The sequence below is a fragment of the Sandaracinaceae bacterium genome, from assembly GCA_016706685.1.
Lineage (GTDB): Bacteria > Myxococcota_A > Polyangia > Polyangiales > Houyiibacteriaceae > JADJJE01.
The window spans coordinates 247401-270876 of sequence record JADJJE010000051.1; the positions used below are offsets into that span (position 1 = coordinate 247401).

22 protein-coding genes and 1 pseudogene are annotated in these 23476 nt (G+C 69.1%); 15 read left to right on the top strand and 8 right to left on the bottom strand.

The genetic code is table 11. The annotated features are described in order from the left end of the window. Positions 1–31: 31 nt before the first annotated feature. Entirely contained in the window at positions 32–625 is a 594-nt protein-coding gene (locus IPI43_31715; protein MBK7778632.1) for an HAD family hydrolase, read from the bottom strand. Between the two features lie 112 nt (positions 626–737). Here IPI43_31715 and IPI43_31720 point away from each other — a divergent pair, with 112 nt between their 5' ends. From IPI43_31720 to IPI43_31785, 14 genes are all read left to right on the top strand, one after another. Then, positions 738–1511: a hypothetical protein gene (locus IPI43_31720; GenBank protein MBK7778633.1), complete on the top strand. Its 774-nt coding sequence runs from the start codon at positions 738–740 to the stop codon at positions 1509–1511. Positions 1512–1788: 277 nt separating this feature from the next. Continuing rightward, positions 1789–2625: an SDR family NAD(P)-dependent oxidoreductase gene (locus IPI43_31725; GenBank protein MBK7778634.1), complete on the top strand. Its 837-nt coding sequence runs from the start codon at positions 1789–1791 to the stop codon at positions 2623–2625. 30 nt (positions 2626–2655) lie between these two features. Continuing rightward, positions 2656–4530, top strand: a complete 1875-nt coding sequence (locus IPI43_31730) for a hypothetical protein (protein ID MBK7778635.1) — start codon at positions 2656–2658, stop codon at positions 4528–4530. A 60-nt stretch (positions 4531–4590) separates the two neighbouring features. Continuing rightward, a complete protein-coding gene (gene ribA / locus IPI43_31735; GenBank protein ID MBK7778636.1) occupies positions 4591–5226 on the top strand; it encodes a GTP cyclohydrolase II in 636 nt (211 codons plus the stop codon). A gap of 269 nt (positions 5227–5495) precedes the next feature. Next, on the top strand, positions 5496–5741 hold the full coding sequence (locus IPI43_31740; protein MBK7778637.1) for a hypothetical protein: 246 nt from the start codon (positions 5496–5498) through the stop codon (positions 5739–5741). A gap of 10 nt (positions 5742–5751) precedes the next feature. After that, positions 5752–6549, top strand: coding sequence for a PspA/IM30 family protein (locus IPI43_31745; GenBank protein ID MBK7778638.1), 798 nt, complete (start codon positions 5752–5754; stop codon positions 6547–6549). 66 nt (positions 6550–6615) lie between these two features. After that, positions 6616–7347, top strand: a complete 732-nt coding sequence (locus IPI43_31750) for a hypothetical protein (protein ID MBK7778639.1) — start codon at positions 6616–6618, stop codon at positions 7345–7347. Positions 7348–7420: 73 nt separating this feature from the next. After that, a complete protein-coding gene (locus tag IPI43_31755) occupies positions 7421–8887 on the top strand; it encodes an MFS transporter (GenBank protein ID MBK7778640.1) in 1467 nt (488 codons plus the stop codon). Positions 8888–9011: 124 nt separating this feature from the next. Then, a complete protein-coding gene (locus IPI43_31760; protein ID MBK7778641.1) occupies positions 9012–9407 on the top strand; it encodes a hypothetical protein in 396 nt (131 codons plus the stop codon). Between the two features lie 18 nt (positions 9408–9425). Continuing rightward, positions 9426–10319: a DUF2263 domain-containing protein gene (locus tag IPI43_31765; GenBank protein ID MBK7778642.1), complete on the top strand. Its 894-nt coding sequence runs from the start codon at positions 9426–9428 to the stop codon at positions 10317–10319. 332 nt (positions 10320–10651) lie between these two features. Next, positions 10652–11398, top strand: a complete 747-nt coding sequence (locus tag IPI43_31770; GenBank protein ID MBK7778643.1) for an Rpn family recombination-promoting nuclease/putative transposase — start codon at positions 10652–10654, stop codon at positions 11396–11398. Between the two features lie 285 nt (positions 11399–11683). Then, positions 11684–13471: a hypothetical protein gene (locus IPI43_31775; protein ID MBK7778644.1), complete on the top strand. Its 1788-nt coding sequence runs from the start codon at positions 11684–11686 to the stop codon at positions 13469–13471. Between the two features lie 25 nt (positions 13472–13496). Next, positions 13497–14402 carry a VCBS repeat-containing protein gene (locus tag IPI43_31780; GenBank protein MBK7778645.1) on the top strand — a complete coding sequence of 302 codons (906 nt, stop codon included), beginning with the start codon at positions 13497–13499 and terminating at the stop codon, positions 14400–14402. 227 nt (positions 14403–14629) lie between these two features. After that, positions 14630–16483, top strand: a complete 1854-nt coding sequence (locus IPI43_31785; GenBank protein MBK7778646.1) for a hypothetical protein — start codon at positions 14630–14632, stop codon at positions 16481–16483. A gap of 708 nt (positions 16484–17191) precedes the next feature. Here IPI43_31785 and IPI43_31790 read toward each other — a convergent pair. The 5 genes from IPI43_31790 to IPI43_31810 form a co-directional block, all read right to left on the bottom strand. Next, a complete protein-coding gene (locus IPI43_31790) occupies positions 17192–18412 on the bottom strand; it encodes a LamG domain-containing protein (GenBank protein MBK7778647.1) in 1221 nt (406 codons plus the stop codon). A gap of 40 nt (positions 18413–18452) precedes the next feature. After that, positions 18453–18971, bottom strand: a complete 519-nt coding sequence (locus IPI43_31795) for a sigma-70 family RNA polymerase sigma factor (GenBank protein ID MBK7778648.1) — start codon at positions 18969–18971, stop codon at positions 18453–18455. Positions 18972–18973: 2 nt separating this feature from the next. Further along, the gene (locus IPI43_31800) at positions 18974–19378 is read right to left on the bottom strand and encodes a hypothetical protein (GenBank protein MBK7778649.1); all 405 of its coding nucleotides are present in this window, start codon (positions 19376–19378) and stop codon (positions 18974–18976) included. Between the two features lie 555 nt (positions 19379–19933). Then, on the bottom strand, positions 19934–20473 hold the full coding sequence (locus IPI43_31805) for a hypothetical protein (GenBank protein ID MBK7778650.1): 540 nt from the start codon (positions 20471–20473) through the stop codon (positions 19934–19936). Positions 20474–20854: 381 nt separating this feature from the next. Beyond that, on the bottom strand, positions 20855–22114 hold the full coding sequence (locus IPI43_31810) for a VCBS repeat-containing protein (protein ID MBK7778651.1): 1260 nt from the start codon (positions 22112–22114) through the stop codon (positions 20855–20857). A gap of 152 nt (positions 22115–22266) precedes the next feature. Between IPI43_31810 and IPI43_31815 the strand changes: the two genes are divergently transcribed. Further along, on the top strand, positions 22267–22584 hold the full coding sequence (locus tag IPI43_31815) for a TM2 domain-containing protein (protein ID MBK7778652.1): 318 nt from the start codon (positions 22267–22269) through the stop codon (positions 22582–22584). Positions 22585–22628: 44 nt separating this feature from the next. Here IPI43_31815 and IPI43_31820 read toward each other — a convergent pair. Both IPI43_31820 and IPI43_31825 read right to left on the bottom strand, forming a co-directional pair. Continuing rightward, positions 22629–23221, bottom strand: a pseudogene (locus tag IPI43_31820) (2-hydroxychromene-2-carboxylate isomerase). 5 nt (positions 23222–23226) lie between these two features. Continuing rightward, a partial coding sequence (locus IPI43_31825) for a hypothetical protein (protein MBK7778653.1) occupies positions 23227–23476 on the bottom strand: 250 nt, incomplete at its 5' end.

The following is a 23476-nucleotide window of genomic DNA, read 5'->3' on the forward strand; positions in this document are numbered from 1 at the left end:
GCCAGAGGGAGAGGGCGCCTATTGGGAAGCTCTACGAGACAACCTCGCGTTCGGATCGAGCGTCGCTGGCGATTCGCAGGCCGCTCACCTCCGCGCGCCACGAGCGCTTGTCCACGCGCCGGACGTCCTTCACCGGGTGCAGCCACGACACGTAGGTGAGCAGGTCCCCCAGCTCGTCGTCCTTGGCGTCACCCGTGAAGGGGCGCACCTGGATGATGTTCTCGGTGCTGAGGCACAGCCGGTGGGGCAGGTCGTCCACGAACAGGATCCGCGACGCGTCGTAGCCCGCCAGCTCCAGCTGCCGGATGTCCTTCAACAGGTCGAAGCGCTGGGTCTCGGGGTGCGTGGCAATGGAGCAGTGCTCGCGCGACCAGATGAACTGGAAGCGCGAGACGTCGGTGAGCAGCGAGAGGATCTCGTCGGCATACGTGGCGGTGGAGGCCGTCCAGATGCCCACCGCGAAGCGCGAGAAGGCGTCTTCCAGGAAGGCGCGCACGCCGGGCCGCTCGTAGACGTGGTAGCCCAGCACGCGGTGCTCCGCGTCGCGCCCGAGGCGCGCAGGGCTGGAGTGCACGAGGGTCTCGTCCAGGTCCAGCACCAATAATTTCGCGGGTTGAAGCTCCACCTCGCCTAGGAGGCTAGCCGAACTGGGCGTTGAGGTCCACACCCCCAACCGAGGACACGATTGGGTCGCTTGGCTCATGCACGACCCACAGGTGGCGAGTATGCTGCGCGCCGTGTCCCGCCGCTGCATGCGCCCTGTCTCTCGGACCGCCCGGCGCATGCTGCCGCGGCTGCTGATGCTCTTGGCGCTGCTGCCGTCTGCACCAGGCTGCATCGCAGCCAACCCATCGCTCAGCGGCGGGGCCACCACGCCCACCCGGCGCGTGGACATGGCGCTCGGCGGGGCGGCGCGCCTGCCCACCGGTCAGCTGCGCGGCGTGCCCGGCATGCGCGGCGACCAGGCGGTGCAGCGCTCGGCGCTGGGCGAGGGCATCACCCCCATCGGCTTCGGGCGCTACGGCATCAACCGGCACACCGACGTGGAGCTGGCCGTGCTGGGCGCGAGCGCGCGCGTGGCCTACCGGCACGAGTGGCTGCTGGCCGACGGCATCAACCGCACCGTGTGGCTGGTGAGCCCGTCGTTCATGCTGGGCAAGGCCTACGACCGCGAAGCCGACGCCGCGCGCGGCGGGGTGCGCGGCAGCCTCGAGGTGCCGCTGCTGTACAGCGCCGACTATGGCGGGGTGTACGAGACCTGGATCGGGCCGCGCGTGGGGTTCGAGTACATCGTGGGCGACTTCACCATCGACACCGGCACCTCGCGCGTGCAAGCGGCCGGGCTGCGAGCGGGCGCCGTGTTGGGCTTCGCGGCCGGCTTCCGGCGCATCCACGCCATGATCGAGCTGGGCGCCGCCTACGAGCACTGGTGGGTGCGCGCCGACGGAGAGCGCCGGCAACGCGGCGGGGTAGTGTTGATCCCGGCGTTCGCCCTGCGGGTGCGGCTGTGAGCGAGAGCCTGCTTTCTGCCTCGTGAGCGTGGTCGTTGACGGCGACGGCGACGGCGACGGGCCCTGAGTCAGCATGGCGACCACCTCGCCGAGGAGGTCGTCGTCCACCGAAGCCGCCCGGCGCAAGACCGCCGCCGTGGTCCGTCGCCGTCGCCGTCGCCGTCGCCGACAACGCCCACGCCCACGCCCACGCCCACGTTCAGAAAACGTTCCGGCTGCCGTCACGGTCGATCGCCCACTGTTGACTCAAGTTCAATAGGGCACTACCCTCCCACCCATGAAGAACTTCCAGGGCAAGGTCGCGGTCATCACGGGTGCCGCTTCGGGGATTGGTCGTGGGTTGGCGCTGCGGCTCGCCAGCGAGGGCGCGCGCCTGGCGCTGAGCGACGTGCAGACCGAGGCGCTCGAGGAGACGGCTCGCTTGGCCCGTGAGCGCGGCGCGAAGGACGTGCACACGCAGCGCCTCGACGTGGCCGACAAGGAGGCGTTCTTCGCCTATGCCGAGACCGTGGCCAAGCACTTCGGCGCGGTGCACCTGGTCTTCAACAACGCGGGCGTGGCGCTGGGCGCGACCGTGAAAGACATGGAGATGAAGGACATCGAGTGGTTGATGGGCATCAACTTCTGGGGCGTGGTGTACGGCACCAAGGCGTTCCTGCCGCACCTCGAGCGCGCCGGTGAGGGCCACATCGTCAACGTGTCCAGCGTCTTCGGAATCATCGGCGTGCCCACGCAGAGCGCCTACAACGCGTCCAAGTTCGCGGTGCGCGGCTTCACCGAGGCGCTGCGCCAGGAGCTCGAGATCGAGGGCAGCAAGGTGAGCTGCACCTGCGTGCACCCCGGTGGCATCAAGACCAACATCGCCCGCAACGCGCGCATGAGCGACAAGGGCGCGCTCGGCCAAGACAAGCAGACCTCGGCCGACAACTTCGACAAGATCGCGCGCACCACCTCGGACGAAGCCGCGCGCGTCATCCTCGAAGGCGTCCGGGCCAACAAGCGGCGCGTGCTCATCGGCGCGGACGCGCACGTGATCGACGCGGCCCAACGCTCGTTCCCCACGCTGTATCAGAAGGCGCTCAGCATCGCGTCCAAGTTCGGCCCGAAGCCTTGACGCGCCGCGCGGGGCGGTGTGGGATGACGCATGTCCCGCGAAGCTCCGCCTGAGTCGCCCCCGGATGTGCGGGTGCCGCCGCCCGAAGCGCACCACGCTGCGGTCTGGCTAGCGCTGCCGCTCGTGGCGCTGGCGCTGCCCGTGGCCTACCGCCTCGTGGTCACCGGTGATCTCGACGATGCGCTGCGCGTGAGGTTCGTCTCGCGCGAGCTCACGCGCTTCTGGTACGCGGCAACCTTCGTGTCCGCGCTTGTTCTGACGGGCTTCATGGCGGCGAGGCGCCGTGGGCGCACCGTCTGGCCGGCCATGGACGTCATGGTCGCGGTGTTCCCGTGGGTCATCGCGCTCGCCGCCCAGAGCCTCGTAGGGGACCCACACCAGTCCTACTGGGAGGACGGCGACAACGGCGTGTTGCCTTGGGGTCTCATCGACGTCTCCCATACCCTCTTTTTGGGGATGAACATGGCGGACGCACGCGGCGTGGGGGCTCTGGTGGCAGCGGCCCTGTGCGCGAGCGCCGCCGTGGGCCTGCTGCTGCCGCACGCCGAGGCGCCACGCTTGCGAGGCGCGGGCCTGGTGATCGTGACGCTGCCCGCTTGGGGTGTGGCCTACGGCTTTCTCTCGAGCGGCAGCGTGCTGCCCTTCATCGGGGCCGCGCTGCTGAGCGCCGTGGTGGCCTTCGCGGGGACGCAGTCGAGCCCCGATGCACGCGGCGCGGCGGGGGCGGCCGTGCTGCTGGCCTCCCTCTCGGCCATCGCGCTTAACGTGGCCGCGGCCTGCGAGACCGTGGTCGCGAGCCGAGCGTTCCTGGCGCCGGACTTCTTCGCCGCGCATGCCGGGCTCTACGACACGCTCCGCGCCGCCAAGCTGTCCGGCATCGTGATGCTGGTCCCCGCGCTGCTGGCCCGGGCGTGGCTCGCGCATCCCGACCTCCCGCGGCCCTCGGTGGGCAGTCGTCTGCTCTTCGCCTTGGCGCTGGTGGGGATGGTGGCGCTGGACGAGGGCGGCACACACATGGCGCTCGCGCGCATCACGCCGGATGTCTGGCCGCCCTGGGCCCATGTGGAGGTCACCCCGCTGCCACTCGGAGAGGACGCGCGCTCCGACCTGCGGTGGTCGGAGCCCCCGCGGTACATCCTGGCTGCAGGCGAGCTGCGGGACGCCTCGGGCCAGCGCGTGGCGCGGCTGTCCGACGTGGCGGCGCTTCGAGCAGCCCTCGCGAGCGCGCCACTGGCGCAGCGGGAAGCACCCATGCGAGCCGAGCTGGGGGAGCGGCTGGCCATCATGCCCGTCATGGACCAGGCGCCCACGCCAGCGCCGCTGTGCCCTGGGAGAGTGGTGAGCGTACTGCTCGACCGTACGGCCTCCATGGCGGACCTGCGCGCCTTCGTGGCGGCGGCGGTGAGCAGCGGCGTGGTGGAGCTGGACGTGGTGGGGCCCCTGGTGCTCTTGCCAGCGGACAAGCAAGCGCTGCTCGTGGCGGTGCGGGCGGCGGGCCTCGAAGCTTCCTGGCCGCACGGCAGCGCGGACGAGCTGGACTACACACGCGTGGCGGGCGCCCTGCCGGCCACGGGGTTTGCTCCCCTGGACCTGCAACGCCAGCCGCTCACGGCGCACACCGCGCTCCTGCCGAGCCCGTGCTGGCTCACCCAGCTGGCCGGACCACCCGCCGACTCGGGGAGCGAAGCACCCGACCAGCCCACACCCAGCACCGTTCCGGGCACCGCCGAGCTGGGCGAGCGCTTCAACGAGATGCCCGTCGAGAGCTACCGAGTCATCGAGCTTCGCACGGTTGGGCTGTGGCTCGACCCCACGCTCACGGTGGGCGACTTCTTGCTGGCGGCCACCACGGACACGGAGCGCGACACGAGGGTGATCTGGACCCTCGAGCCCCCCGCCCCTTGACCCCCGGCCCCACCCCCCTACATTTCGACGTCCTCGCGACCGCGAGCCGACGTCCCTTCCATGCCGCGCGCTGCCACGACCGCCCCGATGGCCCACCCCCTACGCCTCCGTCTCGAGCGCTACGCCGAGTCGCAACTGCCCACCGAGTACGGGGACCTGCGCTGTGTCGTGTTCACCGAGCCCAAGACCGGCCTCGAGCACGTGGCGCTGTACTCGGGCGACATCCGTGGGGCCGAGGGCCTGCTCACCCGCGTGCACAGCGAGTGCCTCACGGGCGAGGTCTTCCACTCGCTCAAGTGCGACTGCCGTGAGCAGCTGGACATGGCGCTCAAGCGCGTGGGCGAAGCGGGTCACGGCCTGGTGCTGTACCTGCGCCAAGAGGGGCGCGGCATCGGCCTCGGCAACAAGATCCGCGCGTATGCCAAGCAGGACGAGGGCTACGACACGGTGGACGCCAACCGCGTGCTGGGCTTCGACGACGACCTGCGCAGCTACGACATCGCGGCCGCCATGCTCACGGCTCTCGACGTGCGCTCGGTGCGCCTGATGACCAACAACCCCGAGAAGGTGGCGGGCCTCGAGGCGGAGGGCGTGGTGGTCACCGAGCGTGTGGACCACATCGCCGCGCCGCACGCGCACAACCGCGAGTATCTGGCCACCAAGCGCGCCCGCATGGGCCACCTGCTGGACGAGTAGCGCTCGCGTCCGGGGCAGCGTTCCCGGGCCGCGAAACTTGGGGCGCCCGCCAGATTCGCTGTGGTAGCCTGCCGGCTCTCACCGACCTGCGACCCTCGGAGGAGCCCCTCGGCCGATGCGAACTCGAGACGACATTGAAGCGTACCTGACTCGGGCGGCCCTGCCGTTCCGAGAGCTCGCCGAGGACGGCACCATGTGGCTCGTGCGCGACACGGGCTGGGGCGAGCACGTGGTGGTCACCATGGCGGGTCCGCTGGTGCTCTTCCCGCATGAAGATCACCACGCTGGCTGCGGTGGACCGGCACCCGGAGCTGTTCCGCACGCTGCTGGAGATGAACGCCAGCGACATGATCCACGGCGCCTACGGAATCAGCGACGGCGAGGTGGTGTTGACCTGCACGTTGCGTTTGGAGAACCTGGACTACAATGAGTTCCAGGGAACGTTCGACGACTTCTCGATGGCCCTCTCCAACCACCTCGACACCCTGCACGGGTTCGCCAAGTCCAATAGCTAAGGGGTAGAACGTGGGCTTCTTCGGCAGAATGGCGACGCTCCTCAAGAGCAACATCAACGACCTGATCAGCAAGTCCGAAGACCCGGAGAAGATGCTGAACCAGGTCATCGTCGACATGAACACCCAGCTGGTGGAGGCGAAGAAGCAGGTCGCCGTCGCCATCGCCGACGAGAAGCGGCTGCAGAAGCAGCTCCAGGGCGAGACCACCGTGGCCGAGGAGTGGCAGCGCAAGGCCATGCTGGCCATCCGCGCGGGCGACGACGAACTGGCCAAGGAGGCGCTGCTCCGCAAGAAGGAGCACGACCAGCTGGCGGCCACCTTCCAGGATCAGTGGCAGAAGCAGAAGAACGCCACCGACCAGCTCAAGCTGGCTCTGCGCGCGCTCAACAACAAGATCGAAGAGGCGAAGCGCAAGAAGAACGTGCTCATCGCCCAGAAGCGCCGCGCCGAGGCCATGAAGTCCATCCAGGACACCATGAGCGGCCTCTCGCAGACCAGCGCGTTCGACACGTTCGACCGCATGGCCGAGAAGATCAACCAGATGGAGGCCGAGGCCGAAGCGGGGGCGGAGCTGTCCGAGGAGTACTCGGGCGACGTGCTCAAGCACAAGTTCAGCAAGCTCGAGGCCACCAGCGGCGCCGACGGCGACCTCGAGGCGCTCAAGCGGCAGATGGGCCTGCTCCCGGCGGTGGAAGTGGCCCCCGTGCGCGTGGAGGCCGAGGCTGCCCCCGAGGAGGCCGAGCTCTCCGAAGAAGAGATGGTGGAGCTCGAGGCGGCGCTGGCGGAGCTCAAGGCCCGCGAGGCCTGAGTCGCACTGCTCCCCCCGGTCGTCATCGCGCTCGCCCTCTACGGCTACCTGGGCGCCGTCGCCGGCGTGTCGCTGCTGCTGCGTTGGCGATGGTGGTTCGATGGGCGCTTCTCGCTGCGCAAGTTCTATGCGCTCATGGGCTGGGTCCCGCTGTGCTTCGCCCTGCTCGGGGCGTTCTCGGGGCCGCGCTACCTGGCGTTCTTCCTGGCCGCTTCGTGCGCGGGCATCGCGGGTGAGCTGCTGGTCTCCCTCGCCTACCACCGCTTCCTCGGCAGCCCGGTCTGGACGTACAGCTATGGCGCGAGGTCGAGTGGCTACACCAGCACCCTGAACGTGCTGCCGTGGGCCTTCGGCGGCCTGCTCTTCCAACAGCTCGGGCTGGTGGCCAACCTCGCGTGGCCCACCGCGGTCCCGGTGCGAGAGGTCATCGTGGTGAGCGCCGTGGCCCTGGGCTCGGGCTGCGTCCTGCTGTGGCCGCTGCGGCGCGTCACGGCAGCCGCAGGAGGGAAGTTCTCCATCGCCGCCTTCGCGGTCTTCTGTGCGCCCATCGGGGTGGTGGTCCTCGCGGTCAGCGTGCTGTGCGGCCCACGCTTCGGGCTGCTCATGCTGGCGTGCTCACCCCTGGGCTTCTTCACCGAGTACGCCTACGGCCGCATCATGAGCCTGTTCTTCGAGGAGCCCCTCTGGCGCTACCAGCACCTCCGCATCGACCACGGGCACACGAGCTTCGTCACGCTGCCCCTGTGGGCGCTGGGCGGCCTCTACTTCTACCTGTTGGCCGGGATGATCGGCCTCTGAGATGCTGCGCCGCAGGGGACTGGCTTGACAGGCGCGCGTTCGGCCTCAACTTCCACATCGGAGTTCCCCCCCGATGCCGACCTACGACTACGCCTGCGATGCTTGCGGACACGCGTTCGAGCGCGAGCAGCGCATCACCGAAGACGCCATCAAGAAGTGCCCCAAGTGCGGGAAGCAGAAGGCGCGCCGCATGATCTCGGGTGGCGGCTTCATCTTGAAGGGCGGCGGCTGGGAGTCGGACCTCTACTCGGGGGCCAGCAACCGCAAGAGCAGCGCCCCGCCGCCGACGCCAGCCCCGCCAGCAGCTCGTCCTCGGACGACTGAGCGCATGACCCTTGGCGCCCCCAGCGGCGCGGCCTCCGACAAGCCAGAACGCCTCTTCACCCCCGTGTTCGCGCAGCTGCTGCTCACGCAGGCGCTCTTCGGCCTGGGCTGGTCCATGTTCTTGGTGGTCCCCAAGTTCGTGGTGCAGCAGTTTCAGGCGGACCCGGCGCAGGTGGGCTGGATCACGGCGGTGCCGGGCATCGCCATCGTGCTCAGCATCCCGCTGGTGAGCACGTACATCGACCGCTTCCCGGCGCGCTGGTTCATGAGCGCGGGCAGCCTGATGGTGGCGCTGGCGGCGCTCGGCATGGCCACGCTCCCGGCGCTCGACTGGCGCATCTATGGGTACCAGGCGCTGCAGGGGCTGGGCTTCGTGTTCTGCTTCAACGCGGGCGGCGCCATGGCGGCCAACCTGGCCCCGCCCACCAGCTTGGGGCGCGCCATGTCGTGGTACGGCGCCGCCAACCTGTGCATGAACGGCGTGTCGCCGTACATCGGGGAGCTGCTGCAGCCCGAGTACGGGTGGCGAGGGGCGTACCTGTTCGCGGCCGCGGCCGGGTTGCTGGCCACGCTGTTCGCGGCGCTCTTGCCGCGCCAGGCCCGCCCCGAGCGGCAAGAGACCGACCTGCACGCGCGCGCCGGCACCTGGGGCTTCATGAGCTGGTCGCTCGGGCGCGTGGTCATCAGCTCGGCGCTCAGCGCGTTCGCGTTCATGGCGGTCATCGCGTTCTACCAGCCGTTCGCGTTGTCCGAGGGCGTCATCGAGGTGCGCAACTACTTCTTCGGCTTCGTGCTGTTCGCCCTGGCCGTGCGCTTCGGCATGGGCGGGCTGTCGGACCGCGTGGGCACCCACCGCGTGGCGCGCGCGGCGCAGTTTGCTTACGTGGTGCCGCCGCTGGCGCTGGCGCTCTTGGGCCCCAACTACCTCTTCGTGGTGGGTTCGCTGCACGGGCTGGTGCACGGCGCCCACTTCCCGGTCATGAGCGCGCTGGCCGTGGAGCGTGTGGACCCGCGCGCACGTGGCCGAGCGCTCACGCTCTTGGTGGGCGCCTTCAACGGCGGCACCAGCGTGGCCAGCCACGTGCTGGGGCCCATCGCCAAGGCGTACACGTTCGAGGCTGCGTTCGTGGTGGGGGCTGGCGTGGCGTTGCTCGGGGCGTTCACGCTAGGCGGGGCGGAGCCGTCGCAGTTGCCGCGCGACACCCGCGTGGACTGAGCCGCCTCAAGAGGTGCTCAACCCCGGCTGCGGGCGCAACAACGCCTGCGCTCGTCCGAGAACCTGACGTTCGCCATGCGGCGCGGACGTGAAAGGACCGGAGCATGCAGCGAGGCGAGGGCACATGGACGCGCTCATCGCGCACCTTCCGGCCTTTCAAGAGGTGCTCGAGCGAGTGGTGGAGGAGTCTCCCGATGAAGCCCTCTTCTTTCTGCGCTACATTTCCTTCACCGCGACCGAGCGCTCCTATCAGGAGTTCCGGCGCGCCATCCTCGAACACGTCCCCGCCGCGGAGGCTCCCTTGGCAACCATCGCTGAAGAACTGAAGCAACTCGGCCGGCAAGAAGGCCAGGAGGAGGCGATGCGTAACGTACTGCGTCTGCTGACCAAGCAGCGCTTCGGCCCGCTGGATCCTGCGCACGAAGCGCTCATCGCCACCGCAACGCTCGATGAACTGCAGCGTGCGGTCGAGCGTGTGGCCCTCGCGTCGGACGTCGGCAGCGTGTTTCAAGAGCACTGAGGGTTGGTGACGGGGCGCATGGCCGGACGGACACTGCGCGACGAGGCGCACTTCGCGGGAACCCACTATGCGGGGCGCGTGTTCGCGCGTCGGCGCGAGGTGCTGCGCGAGACCATAGAGCGCCTCTCGGGAGCTGGCCGCGCTCGCTATGCCGCGCTCGCCCAACAGAACCTAGAGCGGTGGAGCGCGGCGGCCCGTGATGCGGGCGAGCCCGGCCTGACGGCCACGGAACCCGGGACCATGGGTCCGCGGGTGCGCGTGGTGCCCCACGACTGGGGCGTGGCCACCGCACGCCTCACGCGCGAGACCGGAACCTGCTGCGCCGTGCTCAACATGGCGAACGCGTTCTGTCCTGGCGGGGCCTACGTGGAGGGCACGCCCGCCCAGGAGGAGAACCTCTTCCGCCGTACGGACTGCCACTTCGCGGTGGCGCGCGAGGACCTGGACCCTCGGTCCGAGCTCTACCTGCCCCACGTCACGGCGCTGCTCAGCGCGCGCGATGGGCGGGTGTACCTGGACACCGGGACGCCGCGCGTGTGCGTGCGCGGGCCGGAGGAACGCGGGCGCGAGGACCTGGGCTACGGCTGGCTGAGCGAGGACGAGGTCTTCCCCTTCTACGAGCTGCGCGCAGCCGCGGTGGACCTGCGCGACGGCACGCACTTCGACGAGCGCGAGGCTCAGCGCCGCATCGAGGCGCAGCTGCACACGCTGGCCGAGGCGCACGTCACCCACGCGGTGCTGAGCGCGTTCGGCTGCGGGGCCTTCCTGAACCCGGCGGAGCGGGTGGCCGTGCTCTACCGCGAGGCGCTCTCGAGCCACGGGGGTGCGCTCCGCGAGGTGGTGTTCGCGGTGTACGCGCCGGGCTACGGACCGGACAACTACACGCCGTTCGCCCGCGCGTTCGGGGCGTAGCCGCGACCTTCGCTCTCGCCTGCGAAGCGCAGCAGGACGGACGCAAGACGGCCCGCGCTGGTCCGAGAACCCCACGTTCGCCATGCGGCGCGAACGCGAAAGGACCGGAACATGCAGCGGTGCGCGACGAACGCAGGGGAGAGGCGAGATGGGTGACCACGACGCGCTGTTCAAGCGCGTCTTCGCGGGCCCGAACGGGCGGGATGCTGCGCAGCCGTGGGCTGGGGGCGGCGTTGGATCTCGGGCTGGGCTGCTCGGGCGAGTCGATCACCGCCACCTGGATGAGCAAGCGCGGACTTGCTGTTCCGGCGCCGCTCTGAGCCCGACGAAGGATGGCCAGGAAGAGGCGCGTTTACCTGCCGCTGCACCTGCTGGTGGAGCACCAGAGCACGCCGCCCCCGCGCATGCCCCTGCGCGCGCTCCGCTACATGCTGCCCGTCTGGCTGCAGGCGCTCAGCGAAGACCCCGCCCGGAAGACGCTGCCACCCGTGATCATGTTGGTCGTCTACCACGGACCAAGCGGCTGGACCGGTCCGCGCAGCCTGCACGAGATGGTGGCCGGGCTCGACCGGTTCCCTGCGCTGCGCGCTCACGTCCCGAACCTGGTGCTCCTGATTGATGACCTGTCGTCTCTGGAAGACGCGGCCATCCTGGCACGCCCACTCTCGCCTGTGCCCATGACCGCCGTGTGGTTGCTGCGCGACAGCCGCCACATGGACGCGCTCATCGCGCATCTCCCCGCCTTTCACGAGGTGCTCGAGCGCGTGGTGAGGGAGTCCCCGGATGAAGCCCTCTTCTTTCTGCGCTACATTTCCTTCACCGCCACCGAGCGCTCCTACCAGGAGTTCCGGCGCGCCGTTCTCGCACACGTCCCCGCCGCGGAGGCTCCCTTGGCAACCATCGCTGAAGAACTGAAGCAACTGGGCCGGCAGGAAGGCCGGCACCAGGAGAGGCCACAGAAGGCCGGCAAGAAGAGGCCAACACGAGACCTTACGGGACGTCCCCGCATGCGGGTCCCGCAGCGCTTTGGCCCGCTGGATCCGCGCACGAGCGCTCATCGCCAGCGCGACGCTCGATGAACTGCAGCGTGCAGTCGAGCGTGTGGTGCTCGCGTCGGACCTCGGCAGCGTGTTTCACGAGCACTGAGGGCCTCGATACGGCTCGAAAGCGCCCACGACGCTGACGGAATATTGCAGGGGCGTCCAATGGATGGCGTGTGGGGCGCTCTGGCTGCGCTTTGCCGTCATCAAGGATGGACTACGTGGGCGTACGTTGGGCGTGGGTTGCTCCGCTGGGGTGGATGGTGGTCATGGGGCTGTTCGCGGGGAGGGTGTGGCCCGAGTGACGGAACCCTCGACCTCGGCATGGACTCCGCCACGGAGGACCTGGGAATGGCAGACACGTCCGTGCCAGACGCTGGGCCCACGCTCACGCCCTGCGCGTCCAACGTGGAGTGTGCGGGCGGTGAGGTGTGCCGCACGGGCTTCTGCCGCACGTCGTGCTCGTCGGCGAGCGAGTGCACGGGGGCGCTCTCGGTGTGCGACGAAGACGCGGGCTACTGCGTGGGCTGCACGCTCGACGAGCACTGCGGGGCCAACGAGGCCTGCGTGGACCGCACCTGTGAGTTCTTCTGCCGAGGGAACGCTGCCTGCGACGCGGACGAGTACTGTGTGCTCGCCACGGGCGCCTGCGCGGAGCGCGAGTGCGAGCTGTCGAACCAATGCCCAGGCGGGTTTCGTTGCGACGCCTTCCTGTGCGTGCCCATCGACGACATCGTCTGTGTGGCGGACAGCGTGACCTGCAGCGGAGGGAACACGGCGGTGCTGCGCTGCAACGCCGACGGGACCATGGAGGCCATGGAGGCCTGCGATGTGGACACGCGCTGCGTGGCTGAAGCCGGCGCCGCGACCTGCGACGCGATCCTCTGCGAGGCAAACGAGCTTGGTTGCGCTGACAACGCGACGGCCTTCGTGTGTGACGCCACAGGCACGGTGCGCACCGACACGGACTGTGGCGCGGGCCGCTACTGCGCGTCCGGCGCATGCCAAGACCAGGTGTGCACCCCCTCCAGCGTCTCCTGCATGGGCGCCGGGGTGCTGAGCTGCGACGCGCTCGGCGCCGCAGAGACCTTCGAGGCGTGCTCGGCCCGCGCGGAATGCAGTGGCAGCAGCTTCGGCTGCAGCTGCGCGTCGGGCAGCTGCATGACGCGCGTGTGTGTTCCCGCGAGCACGCGCTGTGCAGTCACAGGCTTTCAGACCTGCGCGGCCGACGGCCTGAGCTGGGGCAACGTGACGGGGTGCGCCATGGACGAGACGTGCGTGCCCGCGCTCGGCACCTGCGCGCCAGTGCTGTGCACCGCCAACAGCCGTGAGTGCATGACCGACGTGCTGGTGGCGTGCGACGCCACGGGCACCGTCCGGACCACCACCAACTGCGCGGCTTCCAGCCAGATCTGCACCGGGTCCGGCCCGAGCGCGGCGTGCACCGCGCGCGTGTGTGTGCCGGGGTCGTTGGCGTGCAACGCGGGCTTCGACTCGGTCCTCGAGTGTGACGCGCGCGGCGCCTCGCTCTCCAGCACGGCCTGCCCCAGCGGCGACTACTGCAGCGCCGGAGGCTGCGTGGCCGAGGTGTGCACGCCGGGCAGCCTGTCGCGCTGCCTCGGGGGGCGACGTGCGGCAGTGCAACGCGATTGGCAGCGCGTACCAGCTCATGGACGACTGCACCGCCAGCGAGACCTGCGTGGAGAACGCCAGCGGAGGCGCGTGCGTGGCGCACGTCTGCACGCCGAGCGCGGTGAGCTGCACCGGAGACGACCTGGTGAGCTGCGCGGCCAACGGGCTGAGCCAGAGCACCACGGACTGTCAGTCCGTCATGAGCTACTGCAGCGCGGGGGCGTGTCTGCCGTGGGTGTGCACGCCGGGGTCCGTGGACTGCACGGGGACCGGCGCGACGGCCACTGTGGCGACCTGCGACGCACGCGGGGCCGTCCTTACCCAGACCATGTGCGGCGGGACGCTAGGGTGCGACGTGGGCGGCACGGCATGCAACAGCGTCCCGTGTGGTGGGACGTGCGAAACGGACGAGTTCTGCAGCGACAACATGTGCTCCACCCCGACGTGCGGCGCGGCCGGTTGGTGCGACGGGTCATGTGACTCGCCTCGTACCGCCCAGCCCGGAATGAGCGGGTCGTCCGAGATGCAGGGCTGGGGCGCCGGCGACATCAATGGGGACGGACACGATGACGTCTGGGCCATCTACCAGCTCGGAAACCGTGTGGACTTGTACCACGGGAATGGCGCGGGAGGGTTCGCGGCGCCGGTCGTCCTCGCCACGGGCCGAAACCACGGCGACTCTACCTACGGCGACTTCAACGAGGATGGCCGCGTCGACATGATCTTCAGTCAGCCGGACAGCAGTCAGTATCGATTGCTGATCGGGTCGCCTTCCGGACTCGTGGACGGAGGGACCATCGCCCAAGCGAGCACGCCCCGGTACGTCGACACCATCGACTACAACCATGATGGTCACCTCGATCTGCTCATCTATCTCGGTGGGAGCAGCTGCGTCCGGGTTCGAACTGGCAACGGCAACGGCACCTTCGCCGCAGCATCGGCCTGCTTGGCGGGCATCGCCCCGGACGTCGAGACGTACAACGCGTACAGCATCGTGGTGTTCGACTGGGACGGGGATGGCTTCGGGGACATCGCGGCCGTCAACGACACCATGCTTCGAATCCATCGCACGACGGGGTCGGGGACGACGCTCCTCTCTAGCATCCCCATCTCGACACCAGCAGGGGTGGCGGCGCGAGCGGTGGACGTTGTCTCACTGCGCACCGCAAACGGCGTTCGCGACGTGATCGCGATCCGTGGAGTGGCGAGCACCTCCAGCCTCGAGCTCGTCCGCCCAGATGGCGCGGGTGGGCACCGCATCGAGTGTCGGGGCGTCGCGGCAACGACCAGCGCGTCCGCCAGTGGCATGCAGGGGCTGTCTGGGCTCGCCGCCGACTTCGACGAGGACGGGTTCCCAGACCGCATCTGGCGCGAGAATGCAGCCAATGTGCTGCATGTCGATCTGCCCTGAGCCGACAACGGCGCACAGGGCAGCGCTCGATAGCGACGACGATTCTGACGGAACACTGCAGAAGGCCCCAATGGAGGGTGTGCGGGCGCTCTTGATGCGCTTCGCCGTCATCAGGATGGATGAAGTAGTGGACGTTGGGCGTGGGTGGCTCCGATGGGGTCGATGCTGTTCATGGCTCTTCTCGCGGGAGGATGCGGACCGTCGGACGTGTCGACGGACCAGGTGCGATGGACGCCACGCTGGATGCGCCGCTCGCAGACCTCGCAATCATGGATGCGTCCAACGGCGACGGGACCTCGTGGGACAGCGCGACGGCAGACGCCAATGGGCCTGACGACGGGACGGACGCGGGCCCGTCTCCCGACTGCCTGGTTGCGCAGGTCATGGGCTCGCGAAGTGACGCGCCAGCAACCCTGGTCGACCTCTTGAGTATCCGCGCATGTGATGGCCGCCCCGTCTCTGGGCTTGGCGCAGGCGATCTGGTTGTGAGACAAGATGATGTACTCGTCGGCGTAGACGCCGCCCTCCACGTCGAGACTCGATCGCACTCGGTGGTTCGGGTGATCCACTTCTTGGTCGACACGACGTCCGTCTCGAACCGAGTTGCTACAGTGGCCTCGCTCCGTGCTGCGTTGAGCGAACTCCAGGGGGCGGGGAACCCAGACCGAAACTATGTCGCGATCTCACTGTTCGCAGGACAGGCAGGCGTTGTGTCGGGGAGCCCTACGCTCGACTACGACACGCTCGACAGTGAACTTGTGGCGCTCGGCACATATGTCGCCCCCGACAGCGGCGCGTCCAATCTCAACGAGGCGCTCATAGACCACGTTGCTGCTGCGCGCGAAGCGCGGTTGGCGATCGCCGCACGTGCAGACGGCGGCGCCTTCGCGGTGGGATACACCGTGGTCTTGACGGCCAGGGGCGATACGGCGGGCCGCGCGTCCGATCAGGCAGCAGCCGACGCAATCGAGGCGTCGGGCGAGCAGGTCTTCGTGGCCGCCTCAGAGATCCTCGGGGCTTCCGAAAGCACGCGTCTCGAACTGGTAGCGAACCGTGACGTCCGCGATGTCATGACGGAGGGGGGCAATCCAGTGGATGGGGTCACAGCCCGTGTGGTCGACGAGATCGAGGCTTTGTACCTCGTGTCACTGTGTTCGTCCGCGCGTGCGGGCACGCACACGCTGTCGTTTCATGGGGCCCTCGGAGTGACCTTCGAAAATACGGTGTCGCGGAGCTTCAACGCGGTGGGCTTCACCGGCGGTTGCAACACTGCGTTTCTGGATGCCGCATGCGCCGAACGTGAGTGCGGCGGAGTGCTCTGCGGGGCCTGCGACGATCGGGTGGCGGCATGCGATGACGCTACCGGGACCTGCGAGAACTTCTGTGCCGGCAACGCGTGCCGCGGCGAGCAGATCACCAACCCTCTTGGCTACTTACAGACCTGTATCGAACGAAGCGGAGCCCGCGTGTGCCGCGATTGGGCAAACTATTGTTACGACGTGCGCCTCGATGAGCCGTGTCCGTGCGTGCCTGAGGTTATCACGGGCGTCCCGGATCCCGAGTGCCCAACAGGAACCGCATGCTACCCGGACGTCATGGGTGAGCCTCAGTGGACGGGTCGATGCGAGGCGACAGGGGGCGCACAGATTGGTGACGCGTGTGACGACATCACTGACTGTGCACCCGGCCTTGCGTGCGGAGTCGATGCGCGTGCATGCGACAACTACAGCGAGACATGCGCCGTTCGCCGCTGTCGGCCGCTCGCTGACCTTGCGACTCAACAATGCCCTTCGGGTCAGCTCGCGTTGCTGGCGTCGTTCGCATACTTTTCCGGCGGCGAGGGCGCCTCGCTCGGCCTGCTGGAGAATTTCTTCGGCCGGCGATACTCTTGGTGTGAAGAGCGCGGCGTAGCCTGTGAGAGCGACGCACACTGCGACGCATTCTCGAAGTGCTGGCAGGGGCTCTGCGTTCAACGCTCGATGCCTCCATGTGCCGTCGACGACAGCTTGGCCGCGGGTACCGCTGTCCCGACGGGATGGAGTGCATTGAGTACTTGGATGACGACCCAGTCCAGCCTGTGACGGGGCGCATTTGCGCGCCGGCGTGCTCATGCTCTGGGGCCACCTGCTGCGATGGCGTGACGGCGGACGGGTTCCCGACGGTGTGCTCATCGGGTCGATTTCACGACAGTTCCTACGATGCATTCCCAGTCCGTGGCCTCGACGAACGGGGAAAACTACTGTATACCTGCGTGGTTTCCTACCTCGGTCACAGTGGGTGTGTTTGACTGTACCTCGACAGCGTCGATTGGAAGGACGTGCCGGAGAGTACCGGGGCCGCGTTGTCCAACTGGGCTCGTCTGCGTCGCGGTTCAAGCATCTCACTCAACTCTTGTGTTTTCAGTCGGCCCCCAGAGGGTGAAGGCTGCGCATTCGTTGGAGACAGCTTTCTCGGAGTGCGAGGCTCCTCAGTCTCAAACCGGCGTGCCCGACGCTCGCTGTCTCACGGGGACGTCGTGCTATGCATCCGCGTCGGGGCCGCCTCGCTGCTACAGGACGGGCTCCGGGGTCGTCGGTGCCACCTGTAGTGCGAGCGCGGACTGCCAGCCTAGCCTCGTGTGTACCGCAGCGCAGTGTGCCGACCCAACGCCGTGACGCACCCATCGCTCCCGCGCGACCAACGGGAGCACTGCAACTTGGCCTAAGGCAGCACAACTTGGCTAGCGTCCACGGAGCCCAGCGCTCCGGGCACCCCGCTCCCGCTGGCCGCACCGCCCGCCACGCTGACACTCATCTCCACAGGCAACGCGGGGTCCTCGGTGACGACGAGGATCCGCCGCCGCCCCCGCCGTCTTGGTCACCGGCGCCGCTGGTGTCTCCACCGCGAGCACTCAGGGTGCCGCCACCGCTCAAGCGGCTCGCCCGGAGCCTAACGCGCCCGCCCGGGGCGCCGGGGCCGCCATCATCGCGCAGCGCGCCCTCGATCAGAGCGTTGCGGCGAACACGCACGAGGTGGCCGTGGGTGAGGACCTCCCCCGTGGCCGTGATGTGCAGCTGCTCATACTCCACGTCGCGTGAGAGCTCGAGACGGCCGTCGACGATGACTGAACCGTCGAGCCCGTCGCCGAACTGCGTCCGTCGCTCGCAGCCGTCCAGCCATGAGCCCTGTTCCAGCACAGCCGGCGCGGCGTGACCGCTCTCGTCCGAGGCGAGGGTGCCCACGCGCTCATCCAGTCGGTAGAGGCCCACTGTGCTGGCGTCCGAGTAGAGGACTGGCGGGGGCGTGAAGGGCGCGACGTACCTGAGGCTGCGGTGCAGGGCGAACTCGTCGATCTCTGCGTTCGCCGAGAAGAAGTACGCCATCTCGCTCGCGTGCCAGGCGCCCCCACCGTAGTCCCGTACGCCGGTGCAGCGGAAGGGGTGGAGCGGCGTGAGAAAGTCCCCGGTCGCGCTCTCGACGCCATTGATCCAGATGCGAGCCATGGTCCCGTCGATGACGAACGCGGGATGAAGCCATGTGTCCACGAGGAGCACCGGACCGGTGCACACCGAGCGGGACGCGCTGGGCGAGTCGCGACTGACACAGAACCGAGGGCTGGACATGGTGGTGACGCTGATGACGAAGCTCCCATCCTGCTCATCCTTGCGAGCGAACAGCGTTCCGCTCGTGGGGAGGGAATCCAGCGGTGGACGAAGGCGCACCCACGCCTCGAACGTGAACACGCTTCCAAACGGCGTGATGCTGGTGTCGTCCAAGACCAGCACGTCACCGAACGCACGAAAGCCGACACCAGCGGCTTCAGGGCGCTGACAGAGTTCGGCGGGACCCAGGTCACCGCCATCGGCCTCCGCATCCCTGCGAGCCAGGTCGAGATCGCTTGCCGCATCCTGGCTGGCGTCTCCGAGGTCCGCGGCGACACCGCTGTCTCGCGCGGGAAGCGCGGGGAGGTCCACACAGGCGGCGAGGCTCGCCGTCATCACCACCCAGCCAGCGCTCTGAGGCCAACCCACGGGCGGAGGATAGCTCGGCGCGCGACGGACGCGACTGGAGTCACTCGGAGTCGGTGGCCGCGCGAATCGCCGCCACGAATTCCTCCCGGGCAACGCGCAGCCGGCTGTACGCCGTGTTCAGCGGGATGCCCATGGCCTCGGCCACCTCGGGGATGCTGTGCTCTTCGATGACGGCCATCACGAAGACCTCGCGGCGGCCCTCGGGGAGGGCGTCGAGCGCACGCTCCACGAGGGCGAGCTGCGCACGGTTGCTCGTGTGTTCTTCGGGGGTGGGGTCCGAAGAGATCAGCGAGAGGGTCATGCCGGTGCGCTCATGGCGGCGGAACGAGCGCTTGCGGTAGTCCGCCACCACCCGGAACAGGTAGCCGAAGAGGTAGGCGCGCAGCGGCCGGGTGGGGTCGTAGTCCTCCCGCCGCCGGTGGAGGGTGATGAGCACGTCTTGCGTCACGTCGTCGACGTCCGACGGCTGAACGCCCAAGCGACGAAGCTGACGGTGCATCCACGCGATGTGGGGCTCGATGGTGCCCCAGAAGTCCGTGGCGAGCGGGTTGTCGAGCACGGTCAGGGGGGCCCCGAGTCTTCGAGCGCGCGCGCGAGCGAGGCGGCGAAGGACCCTCGCAGCAGGCTCCCGGGCCAGCGTGCGTCGAACGCCTCTGTCCGCTGACGGGCAGCATCCACGCGGCCCAAGCGGAGCAGGGCGCGAATGGCCAACGCCTCGCGCTCGGCCGCGAGGCGGCCCTGAGGAAACTGCTGCGCGTGCTCCGCCGCGTGCTCGAGGGCGGTGGCAGCTTGGCCACGCGCGAGCGCGCTCTGCGCGGCCTCCACGAGCAAGCGCTCGGTGTTGAGGGCGCCGTCTCGGGCTCCCGTCGCCCCATGAGCTGCGCCCGGTGGCTCTCCCGGAACGCCCGTGGCTGTGGTGCCGGCGGTGACTCCGGCCACGGGGCTATCACGAGGCGTGCGGGGCATGGTCGGCACCGGCGCCTCCACTTCAGTGCGGACCCTTGCGCGGCTTCACCCAGTGAGGGCTGCTGCGCCAGCTCCGCCTCCTGCGGGGCAGTCGCTCCAAGGTGCATCGATGAGACGCCCTCGTCCGGCACACCCGCGTCCATCAAACGGGAGGGCGTGCTGGGTGTGTCGGTCATGAGCCAGCGAGTCAGCGCCACGCCCGTGCCCAAGCCCGCCACGAAGATGGCCACCGACCAGACGGCCGCCTTCGATGCGCTTATCCCCGCAGCCGAGGCCGGCGCCGGCGCCCCCTCGGGACCCACGGCGACATCGAGCGCGATGCGCTGTGCGGCGGCGTCGCGGAGGGCGCGCACGTGCTCGGGCGTGATGTCCGGGCGCTGTCGCTCGCGCGCGAGCAGCTTCTCGATGTCGTCGTCGAACGGGTCCATGCGGCGGGGTCTCTACTTGCCTGCTTGGGCGCGCGGCGGCGTATCCGTCATGGCTGGCCCCACAAGATGGCCAGGCCCACCGTGACGTCCAGCGGGTTTTCGCGGAAGAGAGGCGTGCCCTCCACGCTCACACGCATGCGCTGGAGCGGCACGGAGAAGCCCGCGTGCGCCTGCAGCATGCTGCGCCCGTGCCCCACAGGCGGACACCCAGCTCGGCCCCCAGCCCGCCTCCGACCGAGCGTGGAAAGGTGGTGCGCGGCTCGCCCGCCGGGGGCACGTAGGCCACCGACAGGCGCGCGAGGCCACAGGCCGTGAGCGCGCGGTAGCGCCCGCACACCCCGAGCGAGGCCAGCACCCAGCCGAGGCGCAGCACGGGCGTGCCTTCGTTGAGCGCATGCGGAAGGTCTGCACGGAGCCCAATGCGGACCACGATCGTCTCCCCGCCCACAGCAGCGACAGCGCGGAGTCCGAAGCTGGCGCTGGGCAGAGCCGTAGCCACCACCGGCCCGAGCCCGAGCCACCAGCGGAGCGCAGGGAGTGCCGGGCTGGGGCTGATTGCCGGGGCCGTGGCCATGGAGCTGCGCTCGTTCGTGGTGAGCGCGTGGCTGGTCTCCGTGCTCGTGCTGGTCTCGCCAACGGTGCTGGTCTCGAGACCGTGCCCCCGCATCGCGTCCGGCGCTCTCCTCGCGGACCGTGTCGTGAACGAGGCTGAGCGTGAGCGCCACGCTGGTCATCAGCGCCGTGCAGTCGCCCTCGGAGCCGAGCGTGTGTGTTTTGCGCTTTTGGCCGTCTGGGCCCAGCAGGGAGACCTGCGCCTCGAGCGCGTAGCCCGTGGCGCGGACGGTCACGCGCACCTCCCACGCGCCGTCTGCCACATAGGGCACACCACCAATGCGCGACGCCACCAGCGACCGCAGCTCGGCCTCGTCAGGGCAGCCTGGCACCCCCTCGGCCGCATAGACCAAGCGCACGCCATCGGGCACCGGGGTGACCGGCTGCGCTGCGGCGAGCGAGGGCTGCAGCAACAGGTGCGCTAGCGCGAGGACGGCTAGTCGAAGGGAGGGTCGAGCCATCGCCGTATGTAGAGGTCGAGGGTGCTGGTGGGCTGCTCGCAGCACGCGGCGCGGCCGACGAGGTCGATGAGGCCGTCCCCGTTGAAGTCGCCTGCGCCTAAAATCCAGAGCGCGAGACCGTCTGCGTTCGGTGCGAAGCCGCTGTCGTAGTCGCACGAGGCGGCCGGGGTGGTGCTGCGCTGGATGACCACCGGCCCACTGGTGGCCATCGGAACCGACGCGACGATGAGGTCGGGCTGGTCGTCACCGTCCGCCTCCAGCACGGTGAGGTGCGCAGCCCGTTCGACCCCGGGGACGACCTGCCGCGCGGCGCTCACCACGACACCCGCGTCGGTGATGTCCAGCCGCCAGACGGCCTCGCTCACGACGCGCGCAAAGTGGGTCACTCCCGGATCGCGGGCGACCACCACGATGTTCGCACCGTCGTCTGGGCTCGCCGGGATGCTCCAGACGCAGAGTGGGTCCACGGTGTCGAAGAGGCCGCGGCCGTTCCCGGGCAGCAGCACCATGCACGCGTCCGCCGCGCCGGGGCGGTCCATCAAGAGGTCGAGGTGACCATCGGCGTCGAGGTCGGTGAGCACCATCGCGCGCGGGTTCCCGTCGAACATGATGTCCGACTGTCGCGGGAACGTGCGCATGCCCCCGCCAAAGAAGATGCGGATGCGATCCGTGAACGGAGGGCCCTCTCCCTGCAGCGCGACGAGCATGTCCTGGTGGCCGTCCTCGTCCACGTCTCCGAACGCCATGTGCGGGCTCACGCGCCCGCTGGCGAGGCTGAGCGGCGTGCCCAGCGTGCCGGCCACGTTGCCCCAGTAGAGCTCGATGCTCTCGCCGAGCTGACACGGGTACACCGCGTCATCGAAGCCGTCCGCGTCGAGGTCATACAGCAGCGCGCCCACACACTCCGAGGGACCCGTCCGGCGCTCCACCACGAACTCGTCCGCAAGGCAGACCGCCCCGCAGACGGTGCTGCCGCAGCATTGACCGCCAGCGCACACCTCGTCCCCAACGCACCCGTGCCCGCACTCGCCACAGTTGGCCTCGTCGGCCTGCAAGTCCACGCAGTCGAGCTCTGGGCCATCGTCGCAGTCCGTGTCGCTCGCGACCGAGCAGACGGGCGGCGAGGCCGCGTCCACATCCGGAAGCGTGATGGCAATGCCCGGACTGCATCCTGCTTGCATGAACCCCAGTGACACGCCCCACAGCGCCCACTGAAAAGACCTCCAGCGTTTCATGGCCGGGACTCTCCCAGAAGCGGAGTGGGCTGGCGAGCGCTATTGCCTTGCAACAGCTCGAGCTCTCAAAAGCAGAGCGACCGTGACGGATTGCGGTGGCGCCCTCCAATGCCCGTCATGGCCCCTGATCCGGGGGTTGCTGGGAGAGTCGAATGGGTGAAGTCGGGTTCGCGGAGTTGGCGTCGTTGCAGCAAGGGATGAACGACCACCAGAAGATGCTGTTCTTGACCCAGTACAACGCGGGCAAGAAGGACCGGGGGACCGCGCTGCTCCTCGGATTCCTGTTTGGCGTGCTCGGGGCCGACCGCTTCTATGTCGGCGACACGGCGCTGGGCGTTCTCAAGCTGCTGACGTTCGGATTTTGCGGGGTCATGGCCCTGATCGACCTGTTTCTCATCATGGGAAGAACCGACCAGGTCAATCGCCAGAAAGCCCAGGAGATCGTGATGATGATGCGGGCTGGGTATTGATCCGGTCGCGACGTGCACCAGCAAAGATGCCGCGCCCGTAGAGCTCAGCCCCGGGCGGCCCAGCGCAGCGCCTGCGCCAGCCGGTCGTGGCCCCAGAACACCTCGCCGCGGTCACGAAGCTGGGCGCGCCGAAGATGCCTTGCTGCATGGCATCTTCGGTCTGCGCGCGCAGGCGGTCCTTGTTGGCCGGCGCGTTGGCGGCCTCGAGCACGGCGGCTGCGTCATGGCGGAGGTCGGTCAGGATCTCGGCCAGCACCTCCGGGCGCTCGGTGCTGCGGTCCTCGCCGAAGTTGGCGTGGAACACGGCCTGGGTGAACGGCTGTGGGTCCGCGAAGGTGAGCGCCACGCGCGCCGCATGCAGGCCGTTGCGCGGGAACACGCTCGGCCGGCGCAGCGGCAGCCCGAGGTCCGCGGTGAGGCGCTCCATGTCGCGCCACATGTACTGCCCCTTGATGGGGAAGAGCTTGAAGGGCGAGTCGTTCCACCCCTGTGCGGCGAAGATGGGGCCCAGCAGGAAGGGCCGGAACGTGAGCGTGACGCCGGCGTCCAGTGCTGCCTGCGGGGCGCGCATGACGCTCAGGTAGGAGTAGGTGCTGGCGAACTCGTACCAGAAGTCGAGGGTGGGTGCGGTGGTCATGCGGGCTACGGCTCCGTGGGCGCCACATGGCGCCGCGTGGGGTCTTCGTTGAACTGGCTTCCGTCCCACACCCACAGCTCGTGCTGCTCGGTGCTGGGGCAGCACATGGCGTCTTCGGGGCCGTGGATGGCGCGCGCCAGGTGCAGGCCTGCGGCGTCCACCCCGGTGAGGCGAATGGCCCCGTCGGCGCGGTCTCCGCCGATGAGGGTGGCCAGCAGGGCGGGCTCGGACGCGCCGCTCGGGACGGTGAACACG

What these genes read in the sequence shown, in the direction of transcription:
- IPI43_31725 (MBK7778634.1), top strand. Translation starts at nt 1,789, where the DNA reads ATGAAGAACTTCCAGGGCAAGGTCGCGGTCATCACGGGTGCCGCTTCG.
- IPI43_31730 (MBK7778635.1), top strand. Translation starts at nt 2,656, where the DNA reads ATGTCCCGCGAAGCTCCGCCTGAGTCGCCCCCGGATGTGCGGGTGCCG.
- ribA (MBK7778636.1), top strand. Translation starts at nt 4,591, where the DNA reads ATGCCGCGCGCTGCCACGACCGCCCCGATGGCCCACCCCCTACGCCTC.
- IPI43_31740 (MBK7778637.1), top strand. Translation starts at nt 5,496, where the DNA reads ATGAAGATCACCACGCTGGCTGCGGTGGACCGGCACCCGGAGCTGTTC.
- IPI43_31755 (MBK7778640.1), top strand. Translation starts at nt 7,421, where the DNA reads ATGCCGACCTACGACTACGCCTGCGATGCTTGCGGACACGCGTTCGAG.
- IPI43_31760 (MBK7778641.1), top strand. Translation starts at nt 9,012, where the DNA reads ATGGACGCGCTCATCGCGCACCTTCCGGCCTTTCAAGAGGTGCTCGAG.
- IPI43_31765 (MBK7778642.1), top strand. Translation starts at nt 9,426, where the DNA reads ATGGCCGGACGGACACTGCGCGACGAGGCGCACTTCGCGGGAACCCAC.
- IPI43_31770 (MBK7778643.1), top strand. Translation starts at nt 10,652, where the DNA reads ATGGCCAGGAAGAGGCGCGTTTACCTGCCGCTGCACCTGCTGGTGGAG.
- IPI43_31775 (MBK7778644.1), top strand. Translation starts at nt 11,684, where the DNA reads ATGGACTCCGCCACGGAGGACCTGGGAATGGCAGACACGTCCGTGCCA.
- IPI43_31780 (MBK7778645.1), top strand. Translation starts at nt 13,497, where the DNA reads ATGAGCGGGTCGTCCGAGATGCAGGGCTGGGGCGCCGGCGACATCAAT.
- IPI43_31785 (MBK7778646.1), top strand. Translation starts at nt 14,630, where the DNA reads ATGGACGCCACGCTGGATGCGCCGCTCGCAGACCTCGCAATCATGGAT.
- IPI43_31800 (MBK7778649.1), bottom strand. Translation starts at nt 19,378, where the DNA reads ATGCCCCGCACGCCTCGTGATAGCCCCGTGGCCGGAGTCACCGCCGGC.
- IPI43_31805 (MBK7778650.1), bottom strand. Translation starts at nt 20,473, where the DNA reads ATGCGGGGGCACGGTCTCGAGACCAGCACCGTTGGCGAGACCAGCACG.
- IPI43_31810 (MBK7778651.1), bottom strand. Translation starts at nt 22,114, where the DNA reads ATGAAACGCTGGAGGTCTTTTCAGTGGGCGCTGTGGGGCGTGTCACTG.
- IPI43_31815 (MBK7778652.1), top strand. Translation starts at nt 22,267, where the DNA reads ATGGGTGAAGTCGGGTTCGCGGAGTTGGCGTCGTTGCAGCAAGGGATG.